This window comes from Candidatus Methylomicrobium oryzae (genome assembly GCF_016745425.1).
Lineage (GTDB): Bacteria > Pseudomonadota > Gammaproteobacteria > Methylococcales > Methylomonadaceae > Methylomicrobium > Methylomicrobium oryzae.
Window position 1 is genome coordinate 38,340 of the sequence record NZ_JAERVK010000001.1, and the last position, 14,638, is coordinate 52,977.

Annotated in this window: 11 protein-coding genes and 2 tRNA genes; 6 read left to right on the plus strand and 7 right to left on the minus strand. The window is 56.3% G+C overall.

Going from position 1 to position 14,638, the window contains the following annotated elements; translation table 11 throughout:
* Positions 1–128: 128 nt before the first annotated feature.
* The 6 genes from JJL52_RS00250 to JJL52_RS00275 all read right to left on the minus strand — a co-directional run bounded on the left by JJL52_RS00250 (position 129) and on the right by JJL52_RS00275 (position 7,502).
* A complete protein-coding gene (locus tag JJL52_RS00250; RefSeq protein ID WP_202050395.1) occupies positions 129–434 on the minus strand; it encodes a DUF3240 family protein in 306 nt (101 codons plus the stop codon).
* Positions 431–3,490, minus strand: a complete 3,060-nt coding sequence (locus JJL52_RS00255; RefSeq protein ID WP_202050396.1) for an efflux RND transporter permease subunit — start codon at positions 3,488–3,490, stop codon at positions 431–433. Before JJL52_RS00255 ends, JJL52_RS00250 begins: the two co-directional genes overlap by 4 nt.
* Positions 3,490–4,590: an efflux RND transporter periplasmic adaptor subunit gene (locus JJL52_RS00260; protein WP_336885020.1), complete on the minus strand. Its 1,101-nt coding sequence runs from the start codon at positions 4,588–4,590 to the stop codon at positions 3,490–3,492. Before JJL52_RS00260 ends, JJL52_RS00255 begins: the two co-directional genes overlap by 1 nt.
* 233 nt (positions 4,591–4,823) lie before the next feature.
* Positions 4,824–6,125, minus strand: a complete 1,302-nt coding sequence (locus JJL52_RS00265) for a TolC family protein (protein WP_202050398.1) — start codon at positions 6,123–6,125, stop codon at positions 4,824–4,826.
* A 129-nt stretch (positions 6,126–6,254) separates the two neighbouring features.
* Complete coding sequence (locus JJL52_RS00270; protein ID WP_202050399.1) at positions 6,255–6,662, minus strand: hypothetical protein; 408 nt, start codon at positions 6,660–6,662, stop codon at positions 6,255–6,257.
* A gap of 291 nt (positions 6,663–6,953) precedes the next feature.
* Entirely contained in the window at positions 6,954–7,502 is a 549-nt protein-coding gene (locus JJL52_RS00275; RefSeq protein ID WP_202050400.1) for a Slp family lipoprotein, read from the minus strand.
* A 209-nt stretch (positions 7,503–7,711) separates the two neighbouring features.
* Between JJL52_RS00275 and lon the strand changes: the two genes are divergently transcribed.
* From lon to JJL52_RS00300, 5 genes are all read left to right on the plus strand, one after another.
* On the plus strand, positions 7,712–10,144 hold the full coding sequence (gene lon, locus JJL52_RS00280) for an endopeptidase La (RefSeq protein WP_202050401.1): 2,433 nt from the start codon (positions 7,712–7,714) through the stop codon (positions 10,142–10,144).
* A gap of 189 nt (positions 10,145–10,333) precedes the next feature.
* Entirely contained in the window at positions 10,334–10,603 is a 270-nt protein-coding gene (locus tag JJL52_RS00285; RefSeq protein WP_005374059.1) for an HU family DNA-binding protein, read from the plus strand.
* Positions 10,604–10,619: 16 nt separating this feature from the next.
* A tRNA-Val gene (locus JJL52_RS00290) sits at positions 10,620–10,695 on the plus strand.
* Between the two features lie 6 nt (positions 10,696–10,701).
* Positions 10,702–10,778, plus strand: a tRNA-Asp gene (locus JJL52_RS00295).
* 232 nt (positions 10,779–11,010) lie between these two features.
* The gene (locus JJL52_RS00300; protein ID WP_202050402.1) at positions 11,011–12,897 is read left to right on the plus strand and encodes a SurA N-terminal domain-containing protein; all 1,887 of its coding nucleotides are present in this window, start codon (positions 11,011–11,013) and stop codon (positions 12,895–12,897) included.
* A 155-nt stretch (positions 12,898–13,052) separates the two neighbouring features.
* Here the strand turns inward: JJL52_RS00300 and JJL52_RS00305 are convergent, their stop codons facing one another.
* A complete protein-coding gene (locus JJL52_RS00305) occupies positions 13,053–13,535 on the minus strand; it encodes a YajQ family cyclic di-GMP-binding protein (RefSeq protein WP_202050403.1) in 483 nt (160 codons plus the stop codon).
* 173 nt (positions 13,536–13,708) lie between these two features.
* Between JJL52_RS00305 and JJL52_RS00310 the strand changes: the two genes are divergently transcribed.
* Positions 13,709–14,596 (plus strand): ABC transporter substrate-binding protein, encoded by an 888-nt coding sequence (locus JJL52_RS00310; protein ID WP_202050404.1) that lies wholly within the window; start codon positions 13,709–13,711, stop codon positions 14,594–14,596.
* The last annotated feature ends 42 nt before the right edge of the window (positions 14,597–14,638 follow it).

Sequence of the window (14,638 nt, forward strand, 5' to 3'; positions counted from 1 at the left end):
GAACGGAAGCCACCGTCAAACAGCGGGTCGAGCTGAAAATCGCTGTTCCGTAGCAATCGGGCTATTGGTCGATTTTAGGTTTAACGGCAGCCACTGTCGGTGCGGAGCCGAACATAAAGGCATTCCGGTCAGATAAAGCCGTTATCGATGACCGGCATTACCCAATAGCGGATGCCCGCGCCGGCAAATTCTTCGCGGAGCTGCGCCAACAACGATGACAGAACCGCTTCCTCGACATGCATTTGAAACCGGATCCGCTTTTGCCGTCCGAAAACCTGTTCGGCGAGCGACAACCCTTCGTTGCGGTGGTCGTGGGCATACACCGGAAAGCTGCTGAAGCCGTGCTCGGATTCGAAGGTTAAAAGGCAGTCGACGATCGCTTCTTCGAGGCCGATCGGCACGTTCAGAGTCACTAGAAATTCTTTGTTGCTCATGCATCCTCCGGGGCGCGGCCGAACCGTTTGAACAGAATCGGCAACAGGAACAGGGTCAAAAAGGTCGACGACACCAGCCCGCCGATCACCACGATCGCCAAGGGGCGCTGGATTTCGGAGCCGGGCCCGGTCGCGAACAGGAGTGGAATCAGGCCGAACGCCGCGATGCTGGCGGTCATCAAAACCGGCCGCAGGCGCCGGGCGGAGCCGATGACCACGACCTTGGCAAGTTCCATCCCGGTGGCCAGGAGCTGATTGAAATAGCTGACCATTACTACCCCGTTCAGCACCGCAATACCGAGCAGCGCGATGAAGCCGACCGAGGCAGGCACCGACAGGTATTCGCCGGAAATCCACAGGCCGAATACACCGCCGATCATTGCCAGCGGAATATTCGACAACACCAGCACGGCCTGGCGCACAGAACCGAAGGTCGAAAACAGCAGCAGGAAGATCAGGCCCAGCGAGACCGGCACCACGATCGATAACGTCGCGGCCGCGCGCTGCTGGTTTTCGAATTGGCCGCCGAATTCGATCGTGTAGCCGGTCGGCAGTTTGACCTGTTCGCTGACTTTTTGCCGGGCCTCGTCGACAAAGCTGACTAGGTCGCGGCCCTGTACGTTGCTGCGCACGACCGTAAAGCGTTGCCCTTTTTCCCGGCCGATAGCGACCACTCCTTCGACTTTTTCGAGTTCGGCGATGCCGGTGATCGGCACATGGCCGCCGCCCGGCAGCGCGATCTGCAGATTGTCGAAATTGGCGGTATTGCTGTCGCCGCGCAGGAGCAACGGAGTGCGCTTGATGCCTTCCTGAACAATGCCGAGCTTCAGCCCTTCGACTTGCGAACGCAGCAGTTTTTCGACCGTGTCGCTGTCCAGGCCGAGCCGGCCGGCGCGCGCCTTGTCGATCCTGACCTGCAGGAACTGCATCCCGCTGTTCTGCTTGACGAACACGTCGGAAGACCCTTTAATGCCGCGCAAAATCTCGCCGATCTGTTCGGCCTTTGCGCTGAGGACGTTCATGTCGCTGCCGAACAGTTTGACCGCCACATCACCGCGCGTGCCGGTCAGCATCTCGGAAACCCGCATCTCGATCGGCTGGGTAAAGCCGAATGCAATGCCGGGCGTTTCGGCCATGACCTGGCGGATTTTCTCGATCAGTTCGTCCTTGCTTTGCATCCGCCATTCGGCTTTCGGTTTCAGCACGAGGAACGTGTCGGTTTCGTTCAAACCCATCGGGTCCAGACCGAGTTCGTCCGAGCCGACCCGGGAGACGATCGTGTCGATTTCGGCGATTTTCTTCAGCAGGTTTTTCTGCACCTGCCCGTCCAGCGCGACCGATTGCTCCAGCGAGATCGACGGCAGTTTTTCGAGCTGCACGATGATGTCGCCCTCGTCCATCGTCGGCATGAAGGTGCTGCCGATCCGGGTAAAGACGAGCGCGGTCAGTACCAGCAGGATGCCTGCCGCACCGAACAGTTTCTTGGGGTTGTTCAGGCACCAGTCCAGCCGCGGCCGATACAGTTTCAACAGTTGCCTCGGCAGCCACGGTTCTTCATGGGAGACATGCTTGAGCAGAAATGAGGAGACGACCGGAATCACGCTGAGCGACAATACCAGCGAGCCGCTCAGCGCGAAGACGATCGTCAATGCCACCGGGGTGAACAATTTGCCTTCGAGGCCTTGCAGCGTCAAGAGCGGCAGGAACACGATGATGATGATCAAAATGCCCGACGTGACCGGCGCGGCGACTTCGCGCGCGGCGCGGTAGATCACGTGCAGCCGCGGCAGGCGACGGGCTTTCTCGGTGTGTGCGAGATGGGTGATGATGTTTTCGACAACCACGACCGCCGCATCGACCAGCATCCCGATTGCGATCGCCAGGCCGCCGAGGCTCATCAGGTTCGCCGACATACCGATCTGGTTCATTAATATAAAGGTGAACAGCGCCGCCATCGGCAACGCCAGGGCCACGGTAACCGCGGCCCTGAGGTTGCCGAGGAACGCGATCAACAGTACCACAACCAGCGCGATCGCTTCGAATAGTGCATGCAGCACCGTATCTACCGCCTTGTCGACCAGATTGCCGCGATTGTAGAACACCTTCACATCGACGCCGGAAGGAAAGCCGGGGCGGATCTCGGCCAACTTGCTCTCGATCCCTGCGATCGTCTGCCGGGCGTTTGCGCCGCGCAGACTCAAGACCAGACCGGTGACCGATTCGCCTTTACCGTTCTTGCTGACCGCGCCGTAGCGGGTCAAGGCACCGATCCTGACCTCGGCGACGTCGCCGACGGTAATCGGGATGCCGTTAAGGGTATCGATCACGATCCCGCTGAGGTCGGCGAGTGTTTTGACCCGGCCTTCGGCGCGTACGATCAAGGCTTCCTCGCCGTCATCCATACGGCCCGCCCCGTCGTTACGGTTATTCGCCTCGATCGCGTGCGTCAATTGGTCGATCGTGATGCCGCGCGCCGCCATCCGGATATTGTCCGGAACCACTTCGAAGCTTCTGACCAGGCCGCCGAGCGAGTTTACGTCCGCAACGCCGGGCACGGTCCGAAGCGCGGGGCGGATCACCCAGTCGAGCAGGTCGCGCCGTTCCATCAGGCTCAAATCGCCGCCTTCGATCGAAAACATATACATTTCGCCGAGCGGTGTGGTCATCGGCGCGATCCCGCCTTCAATACCCGGCGGCAGGTCGCTCCACAGCGTGTTCAGACGTTCGGCGATCTGCTGGCGCGCCCAGTAAATGTCGGTGCCTTCGCTGAAGTCGACGGTGATGTCGGTCAGCGCGTATTTGGCGATCGAGCGTAGCATCACCTGATGCGGTATCCCGAGCAATTCGATTTCGATCGGCGCGGTGATGCGCGCCTCGACCTCCTCGGGGGTCATGCCGGGCGCCTTCACGATCACCTTGACCTGGGTCGGCGAGACTTCCGGAAACGCGTCGATCGGGATATGGGTGAAAGCATGGAAGCCCGCGCCCGCCAGCAGCAGCATCGACAGCAGGATCAGGATGCGCTGGCTTAGTGCGAATTGAATCAGCCGCGCCATTATTCGTCGCTCCCGAGTCCAAGCCAGGTCGCTTTCAGCGCGACCGCGCCTTTGACCGCGATATCTTCGGTGCCGGCCAGATTGCCCCCGACGATCGAAGACTCGCCCTGTTTTCCGATCACGTCGACCGGCGCGACGTTAAAGCCGGTAGCGCTCCGGATGAACAGGTACGCATGGCCTTCATGCTGGGCGATCGCAGTGTTCGGCACCCGGTAGGCCGGCTTTTCCGCCGTCCGGATGATCCGGATATTGATGCGCTGGCCCGGACGAATTGCAGGCTGTTTGCCTTTGATCACGGCTCTGGCCAGCACCGTTTGATTTTCCGGATTCACGTTTTGGCTGAGCAGACCGATTTTTGCCATGGCGGCGCCGTCCTGCGATTCGACATTTTCAAGCTCCACGCTGTCGCCGATTTTGACTTCGGCTGCGCGTTCCTGAGGAACGCTGATTTCGAGCCAAAGCTCGCTCAGATCGGCGATCCGGTACAGCGGGGCCAGCACATCGACGCGCGAGCCGGCGACGGCCATGCGTTCCATCACGGTGCCGGCGATCGGCGACCGTACCTGCAGTTGGCCGCTCAGGCGATGGGTGTTTTTCAACTGCTCGATTTCGGCATCGGTCATGCCGGCGATTTCGAGCAATTGCCGGTGCTCGCTGGCTTCAGACATAAAAGCATGATATTGGCTGGCGGTTTCCTGCCAGCGGCGTTCGGGAATCACCCCTTCCTCGAACAGCTTTTTATCGCGTCGAAAGACCAATGAGCCGAGTTGCAGCGCACTTTCCGCTTTCAGATATTCGCGCTGCAGCGTCAATAGGTCCGGGCTGTTCAATTCCGCGAGCACCTGGCCTTTCTTGACCGTTTCGCCGATCGAGGCATGCAGCCGGGTAATCAGGCCGGACTGGGAGGCGCTGACCAGATAGTCCTCGGAAGGCGGCACCACGACTTTGGCGGGCGCAGTCAGCAGCGGGATTTGTGTTACCGGTTCCGGTTTGCCGAGCACGATGCCCAGATTTTTTAAATGGTCGGCGGCAATCGCGATGCTGTTGTCGGCCGCCAGCGCCGAAACGGAGAAAAAGAGGGGGGACGGTGCAAGGCACAAGGCGAAAACCAGCCGACGTAGGATAAATTGCGCGTACCTTTTTTTCGGCCGAACAAAGACCCTGCGGAAACGGTACGCAAAGCGTATCCTACAGCTCAAAAGATATTGATAAAGCCGATGGTTCGGAGCGCTCTCTGATGAAGGGCGGCGGGAAAAATGTTCAGGTTCCAGCTCGCTTGTGCACGCAAAACCCTTATATCTTGTACCGTGCGCCTTGTACTTGATTAGCTTTTTCATGGCATCACTCCTACCGCCTGATTGTAAAGCGCAATATCGCGCTGCAGGATCACCGAGCGTTCCTTCGCATTCAGAATGGCCTGTTGGGTTCTGGCCTTGACTCTCAGCAAATCCATCAGATCGATTTCGCCGGCCGAAAAGCTGATCTCTATCATCCGCATGTGTGCTTCGGCGACCTGTCGCATTTCCTCGGCGATTTTCAGCTCCGCCTTGTTCACTTCGAGATTGTGTTCGGCTTCGTGGTGCACCAGCTCCAGGTCTCGATAAAGCTGTTGATAATCGGCCAGCAGACGGGATTCCTCGACCTGCAGCGCGGCAATCTGCGGCTGCAGGTGCGCACTGCCGCCGAAGGGCACCGAGACGGCGATATTGAAGCTTTCGGTCTTGTTACTGCGCGGATCGTTGTCGCTCGGCCGGTCGCTGTTGATGCCCAGCATCAGGTCCGGCTGGCCGGAGCCGGTCAGCCTCAACGCTTCGATCTGGGCTTTCTTGCGTTCGATCTGACTGTCCAACGCCGCCAGGGCCGGGTGAATTTTTTGAATTTCGCCCAGCTCCGCCAGATTCTCGTTGAATTCGGCCGGAATTCGGGATGTCTGGGTGATCGTCGCGTAGCGTTTGCGTGCATGCATGAATTCCGCTTCGGCTAGGGTTAGGGCCGAACGCTTTTGCAGGAGCTCGGTTTCCGCCAGCAGCAGGTCTGCTTCAGGCAGATCGCCCAGCTCGACCCGGCGCCGGATTTTGTCGAATAGCTGCCCGTAAGTGTCGACTTCGGCCAGCGCCTGCTGATGGCGGACTTTTTGCAGTTCCATGTCCCAAAGCGCGGTTCGGATCAGGCCGGCGACGCGCAGATGGACTGCCTTCGATTGCGATTCGGTGTCTGCTTGCGCGCGGTCGGCCAGGCTGCGTTCCGCATCGCGCTGGCCGAGGTTCCACAAAGGCACCTGCACGACTGCATCGATATAGTGCAGCGTGCCGCTGGTCGCTTCCTGGTACGCCAACCCCGCCCGCGCGGCTCCGGATGTCCAGCTTTTGCTGCGTTCCAGAATCGCCGCCGCTTCCGCTTCCTGCGCGGCGAGCCAGGCGGAGTCGGGATATTTTTCCAGAGTCAGGTTGATCACTTTGGCCAGATTCAAGGCGGGATCGACTTCAATCGGATCGAAATGGTCGATAGTCGGTTTAATGTTCCGATGGAATTCCGGCGGCCGGGCGATATCTTCCGCTTGCGCAACAAAAGACAATAAAGCCGCGCCCAGGGCTGCGGCAGCGCGGCCGGGCGGATAAAAATTCAAAGCATTCATAAATTCAGTGCTCAATGCGGCGGCAGCGCCGCTCCGGATGAGGCAGGCTGTGACGTGCGGCCGCGCGCATGCGCGGCGAGCGCCTAAGCCTGGCGATTTAAACTTCCGATTAAGGAATGGAACAGGCCGTTATGCGGCCGGGGGAGGGGCGCGCGGAGCGGGCGAAGGCGAACGATGCCGCGAAGTGGGCAGGGGAGGCTGAGGAAATTCCGCTATGGATACTGGAGAGGTATCGGGGCAGAAAAACCGGGGCAGAAGCGCCAGGCCGGCGCCGTCGGAAAGATGCTTGCCGGAGGAGCTTGGTTGTTTTTCACGGAAACCGTCATCGACCGCAACGATACAGTCTGCGGCGGCCGCATAGTTTGATTCGGGCTGATCGGCGACCACCCCGCCGGCGGGCGCGCCGTAAGCTTCGAGCCCCGGAACGTGCAGGCCGAAATGCGAGTCCGGCTGGCCGGTATGCGCGTGCAGCAGCGGGGCAAAAAATTGCAGAATGACCAGCAAAAGCGGCAAAAATGAACGGCTCGATAACAACATGGAGGCGACGATGGAATCCGTTCCTCCATTATACCCTTTAAACCGAATTCAAATTCGAAATTTAAGCGGCTGCAGGTCGGCTTTGAGCAAATGGAACCGGCGTCACCGAAGCGGGCGGGATCCCCCCTTCGAATCCGGTAAGGCAGCGTTTCTCGATTATTTGCACGCGCTTGGGCAACGGCTTTTTAACTTGCCGAGGGCATTCGTTGTCGAGGCTCCCCCCGTAACAGGATACGCCGGCCCCTGACGCAAGGGTATCCGTCAAGGGACGGATTTCCGATTCGCGTTCCGCTAGTAACGGGGATAATAGCCGTAGTATCCGCCCCAGAAATAAGGATACCCGTAATAGCCGGGATAGGGATAGAAACCGCCGGGGCCGAAGCCGCTGTTGTAATAATAAGGCACGCGTTCGTATTGGGGCCATAAATGGAGCGTAGTGGCTTGGAGTGCCGGCAGCCTAAGGGTTTTTTTTCCAACCATCAGTTCTTCGTCGCCTTTCAGCACCCCGGCCGCAGTAACCTCTTTATCCTTCGCATAGATCGCCGGATCGAGAAACGTATTGCTGTAGATGTAAAAGCGTCCTTGCGGCGGTTTGTCTCGGACCGGACGCCCGTAGCTGTTCAGCGGATAGGAAATGACCTGGAGTCGGCTAAACGATTGCTCGTTCAGCACGTCAATGATCACCCCTCCCCAGCGCACCGGGTATTTTCGGTAGCGGACAATATCGCTGATTGCCTGAGAGTACGAAATATCGACCGCGGGCGGGTTTTCAATGGCCGGCGGCAAGGTGGAGCAGGCGGTTAACGACAAGTAGCAAATGAGTAATGACAAATACTTCATCGGAAGGCCTCCATAACCGGTTTGAAAAGGATATTTTCGCAGTTTAAAAAATTTTTGATCGGATATTCGCGGAGTTGTATGGTAAATTGTCAAAAAAAGAACACAAATTAAGACTTTCAACGGGGGGAATAATTTTCTTGAATGGTTGTTATTTTTCAAGGCGTCCCCATAATTTTTACTCCTAGAGAATAGTGCTGAAGGTTCCTGAAATGGACACGCAAAAAGATTTAGACATACAACAACCCCGATTGCTGCTGCCGGTATTGCCGCTCCGCGATGTGGTGGTTTATCCGCACATGGTGATTCCGTTATTCGTCGGCCGGGAGCGGTCAATCGATGCGCTGGACGCGGCGATGAAGGAAAACAAGCAGATTCTGCTGGTTGCCCAGCGCGAAGCGGAAGTCGACGAGCCCGATTTCGACGACCTTTACCGGGTCGGCACGCTGGCCAATATTCTGCAGTTGCTGAAACTGCCCGACGGCACGGTCAAAGTCCTGGTCGAAGGCAGCGAGCGCAGCCAGGTTTTAAAATATAAGGAAACCGGCAGTTATTTTTCGGCCTCCGTTGCAGCGATCGAGGAACAACTTACCCTGCCCGAACAGGAGCAGGAAGTTTTGCAGCGTACCGCGATCAGTTCGTTTGACCAGTACGTCAAATTGAACAACAAGATACCACCTGAAGTGCTGAATGCGCTGGCCGGTATCGACGACTTGAGCCGCTTGGCCGATACGATCGCCGCGCACATGGCGTTGAAGGTCAACGAGAAGCAGGCGATTCTCGAAACGGTGGAGGTCGGCAAGCGCCTGGAAAGTTTGATGACTTATATGGAAAGCGAAGTCGATCTGCTCGAAATGGAAAAACGCATCCGTGTGCGCGTAAAGCAGCAGATGGAAAAGAACCAGCGCGAATATTACCTGAACGAGCAGATGAAGGCGATTCAGAAGGAGCTGGGTGAAATCGAAAATGCGCCGAACGAAGTCGAGGACCTCGAGCGCAAGATCGAAGAAGCCGGCATGCCCAAGGAAGCCAAAGCCAAGGCGCTGGCGGAATTGAACAAACTGAAGCTGATGTCGCCGATGTCGGCCGAAGCGACCGTGGTCAGGAATTACATCGACTGGATGGTCAGCGTGCCGTGGAAGCAAAAGACCAAAGTCCGCAACGACCTGAAAATCGCCGAACAGGTACTGGAAGAAGATCATTTCGGGCTGGAGAAGGTTAAGGAACGGATTCTCGAATACCTGGCCGTGCAACAGCGAGTCAAGCAGCTGAAAGGGCCGATCCTGTGCCTGGTAGGCCCTCCGGGCGTCGGCAAGACCTCGCTCGGCGAGTCGATCGCACGCGCGACCAACCGCAAGTATGTGCGGATGGCGCTGGGCGGCGTGCGCGACGAAGCCGAAATCCGCGGACATCGACGTACTTATATCGGTTCGATGCCGGGCAAGATTCTGCAGAATCTTGCCAAGGTGAAGGTGCGCAATCCGATGTTCCTGCTCGACGAAATCGACAAGATGGCGGCCGATTTTCGCGGCGACCCGGCCTCGGCCTTGCTGGAGGTGCTGGACCCCGAGCAGAACCATGCGTTTTCGGACCACTATCTGGAGGTCGATTTCGACCTGTCCGATGTGATGTTCGTCGCGACTGCGAATACGATGAACATTCCGCCGGCGCTGCTGGACCGGATGGAAGTGATTCGCCTGGCGGGCTATACCGAGGACGAAAAAATCAATATTGCGATGCGTTACCTGATTCCGAAACAGATCAGGAACAACGGTCTCAAAGTGCACGAGATCGAGATCAGCGAGGCCGCTGTGCGCGACATGATCCGTTATTACACCCGCGAAGCGGGTGTGCGGGGCCTGGAGCGCGATATTTCGAAGGTTTGCCGGAAAGTGGTCAAGTCGCTGCTGCTGGAGCCGGGCGAGCGCAAGGTGGAGGTCACGCCGGAAAATCTGGACAGCTTCCTGGGCGTTCGGCGTTTCGATTTCGGCCTGGCCGAAGAGCAGGATCAGATCGGCCAGGTTACCGGCCTGGCCTGGACCGAAGTCGGCGGCGAACTGCTGACGATCGAAACGGCGGTGATTCCGGGCAAGGGCAAACATTCTTCGACCGGTAAGCTCGGCGAAGTGATGAAGGAGTCGATCGAAGCGGCGATGACGGTGGTCAGAAGTCGCGCGAAGGCTTTCGGCATCGGCAACGACGTGTTCCAGAAAAACGACATCCATATCCACGTCCCGGAAGGTGCGACGCCGAAAGACGGCCCGAGCGCGGGCATCGGCATGTGCACGGCGATCATTTCCGCGCTGACCAAAATTCCGGTCCGCGCAAACGTGGCGATGACCGGCGAAATCACCCTGCGCGGCGAAGTGCTGCCGATCGGCGGCCTGAAGGAAAAACTGCTGGCTGCCCACCGCGGGGGCATCACTACCGTGCTGATTCCGGTCGATAATGCGAAAGATTTGGCCGATATTCCGGAAAATATCAAGCAAAATCTGGATATTAAGCCGGTGCACTGGATCGATGAAGTGCTGGCGGTTGCCTTGCAGTATCTGCCGACGCCTGCGGCGAGCGGCGAAGCCGAGGAAAAAAGTAAGGCCGAACTGGATTCCGTGAAAGTAAAAAACCAGGGCGTAACCGCGCATTAAGCTTCGCCGCTTTTTGCGGCGAAAGCGCGGAAATGCAGTTATTTCAAGCGTTCCGAGCTTGACAGTAAGGAATCGCGCTTGATATAACTGTGGTTTCTTGTGTGGTTTTCGCGCCCATAAGGATTGAACCGGGTTTTACTGAACGAGCATCAACGAACATAAAATAGAATTTCCTAAGGGGGAACAATAATGAATAAATCGGAATTAATCGACGCAATCGCACAGTCTTCCGGCTTGACCAAGGCTGACGCCGGTCGCGCTCTGGACGGCTTCACCAAAGCTGTGGAAGAAGCGCTGAAAGCCGGCGATTCGGTCACTCTGGTCGGTTTCGGCACATTTTCCGTGAAGGAAAGACCCGAGCGCAAAGGCCGTAATCCGCAGACCGGAGAAGAAATTACGATCAAGGCTGCAAAAATTCCTTCATTTAAAGTTGGCAAATCTTTAAAAGATGCTGTATAATGGCAATCTTTAAGTCGGGTGCTTAGCTCAGCTGGGAGAGCATCGCCCTTACAAGGCGAGGGTCGGGGGTTCGAACCCCTCAGCACCCACCAGACTTTGGAGCGGTAGTTCAGTTGGTCAGAATACCGGCCTGTCACGCCGGGGGTCGCGGGTTCGAGCCCCGTCCGCTCCGCCAAAACAAGAAAGCCCCGTACCTCTCGGTCCGGGGCTTTTTTTTTAATCGGGGTTTTGCCGCACTGCGATAAAGTCAAGGTCCTCCGCTTTTCCGCGAGAGAAGCGGCAAAGGCGAAATAAATACAGGGACGCTTTATTGATCCTCCTCTTTCCAGAGGAGGGAAATTATAGTCATTGACTTGACGGCAATGGGGTTTTGCCTTCAATCGAGGGTTTCTTTAAGGTAAAAGCATATGCTGACGACAATCAGAGAAAAGACGCAAGGCGCGTTCGCATGGGTCATCTTGCTGGCGATCGGTATCCCGTTTGCGTTATGGGGCATCCAAAACTATATCGATGCCGGGAAAGTTGCCCCGGTGGCTTCGGTAGGCGACAAAGATTTTTATCAGAATGACGTAAATCGTGCTTATGAGCAGTATGCGCAGCAGTTTCGGGGCCTGGGCGTCGACGAACAGACGCTGAAGGCGCAGGCGCTCGACAAGCTGATTAAAGACGAGGTCCTGTTGCAGTATGCGCATGCGAAAGGTTTGGTCGCGACCGATCAGGAAGCGCGCGATTTCATCAAGAATCTCGACTACTTCAAGGTCGACGGCAAATTTAACGAACAGCGCTACAAATCGCTCTTGAGCGCGCAACGGATGACTTCGAACGAATTCGTGGCGAGAATCAAGAATGCGCTGATTATGCAGCAACTGCAGGAAAGCATTTCCGATACCGGTTTTGCGACGCCTTACGATGTCGAGAGTTTTTTCAAGATTCAGAATCAGCAGCGCGATTTCAACTATGTCACCGTGGCGTTGCCGAAGCTGACCGAACAGCCTTCCAACGAAGAAATCAACGCCTATTACCAGCAGCATCAGGATCAGTTTAAAACGTCCGAGCAGATCTCGGTTGCCTACGTGGAATTGTCGCTGGATGCGATCGCGCAGAAGGTTGAAGTAACCGAGGATAAGCTGAAAGCGTACTACGCCGAGCAAAAAGATCAGTACAGTACGCCGGAACGACGCAAGATCAGCCATATTCTGTTCGCGGTCACTAAGGATACCGACGAAAAAGCTGCGCTTGCCAAGGCGCAGAAAGCGAAAGCGGAACTGGCGAACAAAGACTTCGCGAAGCTGGCCGCCGAAGTATCCGACGATAAGCTGACCGCGAAGAGCGGCGGCGATTTGGGCCTGTTTAATGCCGGGTCGATGGAAAAGTCGTTCGAAGAGGCCGTCGGCAAGCTCAAGCTGGGCGAAGTGTCCGAACCGGTTAAATCGTCGTTCGGCTATCATCTGATCAAAGTGACCGAACTGGTGCCGGGTGAAACGAAACCGTTCGACAGCGTGAAGGCCGAGGTGGAGAAGGCTTACCGGAAAGCGCAGGCCGAATCGGTGTTTTACGATTCGGGTGAAAAACTGGCCGAGATGAGTTACGAAAATCCCGATAATCTGGATGCGGTCGCCCAGGCGCTGGGGTTGACGGTGAATAAAACCGACTTCTTTACCAAGGCAGCCGGCGTCGGCATTGCCGCGAATCCGAAAATCCGCGAAGCGGCGTTTTCCGATGAAGTGCTGCAAGGCAACAATAGCGCGCCGGTCGAAGTCAGTTCCGAGCATGTAGTCGTGCTTCGCAAGCTCGATCATAAACCGGCCGCGATTCAGGCGCTGGACAGCGTAAAAGCCGGCATCGTCGCGCAACTGCAGGCCGAGAAGGCCAAAAAGCAGGCGCTTGAAAAAGCGCAAAAACTGAAGGAAGCATTGCGTTCCGGCGAGACGCTGGCGAATCTGGCGGCGAACGAAAAGCTCGATGTGAAAACGCTGACCGGCTATACGCGCAGCAAGACCGAGATACCCGACGCGCTCAGCGAGGCGGTATTTAAAGCGGCGAAGCCTCAGGCAGGCAAGCCGACGATTCTGATTGCCGAATTGCCGGGCGGCTCACAGGCCGTTGCCAGTCTCACTAAAGTGACGCCGGGCGTGATGAGCGAGGACGACAAGAAGAAGATGGATCTGGCGACCAAGAATATCGCTAAGGCTTTCGGACAGGCCGATTTCAATGCGATGCTGGCAACGCTCGAAACCGATGCGGACATCGAGGTCACCCAGCCGGAGGTTGGCGAGGCTAAAACGCAAGAGTAACAAGAATGAAAACAGGGAGCCTCGGCTCCCTGTTTTTTACGCCTTAAAAATACGGGTAAGAATCTCCGCCTTATCCGAGGCCTTTGCCGGATTTCTTAACAGCCGGAAAATTTCGCTCGGAAAGCGATTTTCGGCAGTCTTTCGGCTATCCGAAATCAATCCCTGAAGTTGATATACTGCAGAGGCATCTCCAGCTTCTCCTGCTTCAGCATTTGAATCACCTCTTGCAGATCGTCGCGCTGTTTTCCGGTCACACGGACCTGATCTCCTTGAATCGCGGCCTGCACTTTCAATTTTTTGTCTTTGATCATTTTGACAATCTTTTTGGCCAGCACCGAATCGATGCCCTGTTTAAGCGTGATTTCCTGACGCACGATCTTCCCGCTCGCTTTCGGTTCAGCAATGTCCATGCAGCCGATATCGACGCCGCGTTTGGTCAGCTTAGTCTGCACGATATCGAGCATTTGCTGCAGTTGAAATTCCGAGCCGGAGGTCATCAGAAGCTTATTGTCGTTCAGTTCGTAGCTGGAGTTGGTGCCTTTGAAATCGAAGCGGGTCGAGACTTCCTTGTTGGCCTGGTCCACCGCGTTACGGACTTCTTGTTTGTCGAATTCGGAAACAATGTCAAAAGAGGGCATTTCGAAAGGGCGGCTGGTTAGAAAAAGAGATTTTACTATAATTCAGTAAGGGATAGATCACGAGTCTATCGGAATCAGTCTGGGGTCCAGTCATGTTGAAATCCATGCATACCTTTCTAAGCCTTTGCCTGTGTCTATGTTGCCTGCTGATTTCATCCTGTCGGGAAAAGACTTTGCAGCCGCCGCTCAAAATCGGCACCAATAAATGGATTGGCTCTGAAACGTTATATCTGGCACACAATCTACAGCTGTTCGATCCGCAGACGATCAGGCTGATCGAAATGCCTTCGGCGACTACCGTAGCGCGTGCGCTGCGCAGCGAGTCGTTGGATGTTGCGGCGCTGACGCTGGATGAGGCTTTGACATTGATGCAGTTCGTACCCGACTTGTGCATTATTTTGGTGATGGATCGTTCGGTCGGTGCCGACGCCTTGCTCGCCAAACCGGGGATTCAAACACTCGCCGCGCTTAAAAGCAAACGTATCGGTGTTGAAAACAGCGCCGTCGGGGCGATTTTATTGGACGCGGCATTGAGAGCCGGAAACCTTCGGATCGGTGATGTAAAACTGGTACCGGCCGCGGTCAACCTTCATGAGCAGTATTATCTGAGTGATAAAGTTGATGCGCTGGTGACTTTCGAGCCGTATAAGTCGCGCTTGCTCGCTGCAGGCGCGCAAAACCTGTTTGACAGTAGAGATACGCCGGGTCTGATCATGGATGTATTAATTACTCGGGCATCGGTCGTTCAACAACGCGAAACAGAACTTAAAGCGCTGATTGAGGCGCATTTTAAAGCGTTGAACCATGTTTATCGGCATCAAATGGAGGCGATGGACATCATTGCTTCGTATTTGGGTGTCGGACGGGATGATGTCGGTAGACTGGCCAAGGGGATCACGATTCCCGGTCTGGCGGATAACCGGCGATTGCTGCTGGGCAAGCCGCCAGGATTGAAGGACGGCGTGGATAAATTGATTGGAATGATGCAGGAGCGGCAACTGTTGTTTATGAAGATCAAGAGCGACAATATTTTAAACGGACAGCTGTTGCCCTATGAATAGCCGGGTTCATCATGCTCACTGTCGGGCCGGGACAAAGAGTGA

Bases quoted from the DNA above. Each gene is read 5' to 3' on its own strand.
- JJL52_RS00275 (WP_202050400.1), bottom strand. From the start codon at position 7,502: ATGAAGTATTTGTCATTACTCATTTGCTACTTGTCGTTAACCGCCTGC.
- JJL52_RS00300 (WP_202050402.1), top strand. From the start codon at position 11,011: ATGCTGACGACAATCAGAGAAAAGACGCAAGGCGCGTTCGCATGGGTC.
- JJL52_RS00255 (WP_202050396.1), bottom strand. From the start codon at position 3,490: ATGGCGCGGCTGATTCAATTCGCACTAAGCCAGCGCATCCTGATCCTG.
- lon (WP_202050401.1), top strand. From the start codon at position 7,712: ATGGACACGCAAAAAGATTTAGACATACAACAACCCCGATTGCTGCTG.
- JJL52_RS00305 (WP_202050403.1), bottom strand. From the start codon at position 13,535: ATGCCCTCTTTTGACATTGTTTCCGAATTCGACAAACAAGAAGTCCGT.
- JJL52_RS00285 (WP_005374059.1), top strand. From the start codon at position 10,334: ATGAATAAATCGGAATTAATCGACGCAATCGCACAGTCTTCCGGCTTG.
- JJL52_RS00270 (WP_202050399.1), bottom strand. From the start codon at position 6,662: ATGTTGTTATCGAGCCGTTCATTTTTGCCGCTTTTGCTGGTCATTCTG.
- JJL52_RS00250 (WP_202050395.1), bottom strand. From the start codon at position 434: ATGAGCAACAAAGAATTTCTAGTGACTCTGAACGTGCCGATCGGCCTC.
- JJL52_RS00265 (WP_202050398.1), bottom strand. From the start codon at position 6,125: ATGAATGCTTTGAATTTTTATCCGCCCGGCCGCGCTGCCGCAGCCCTG.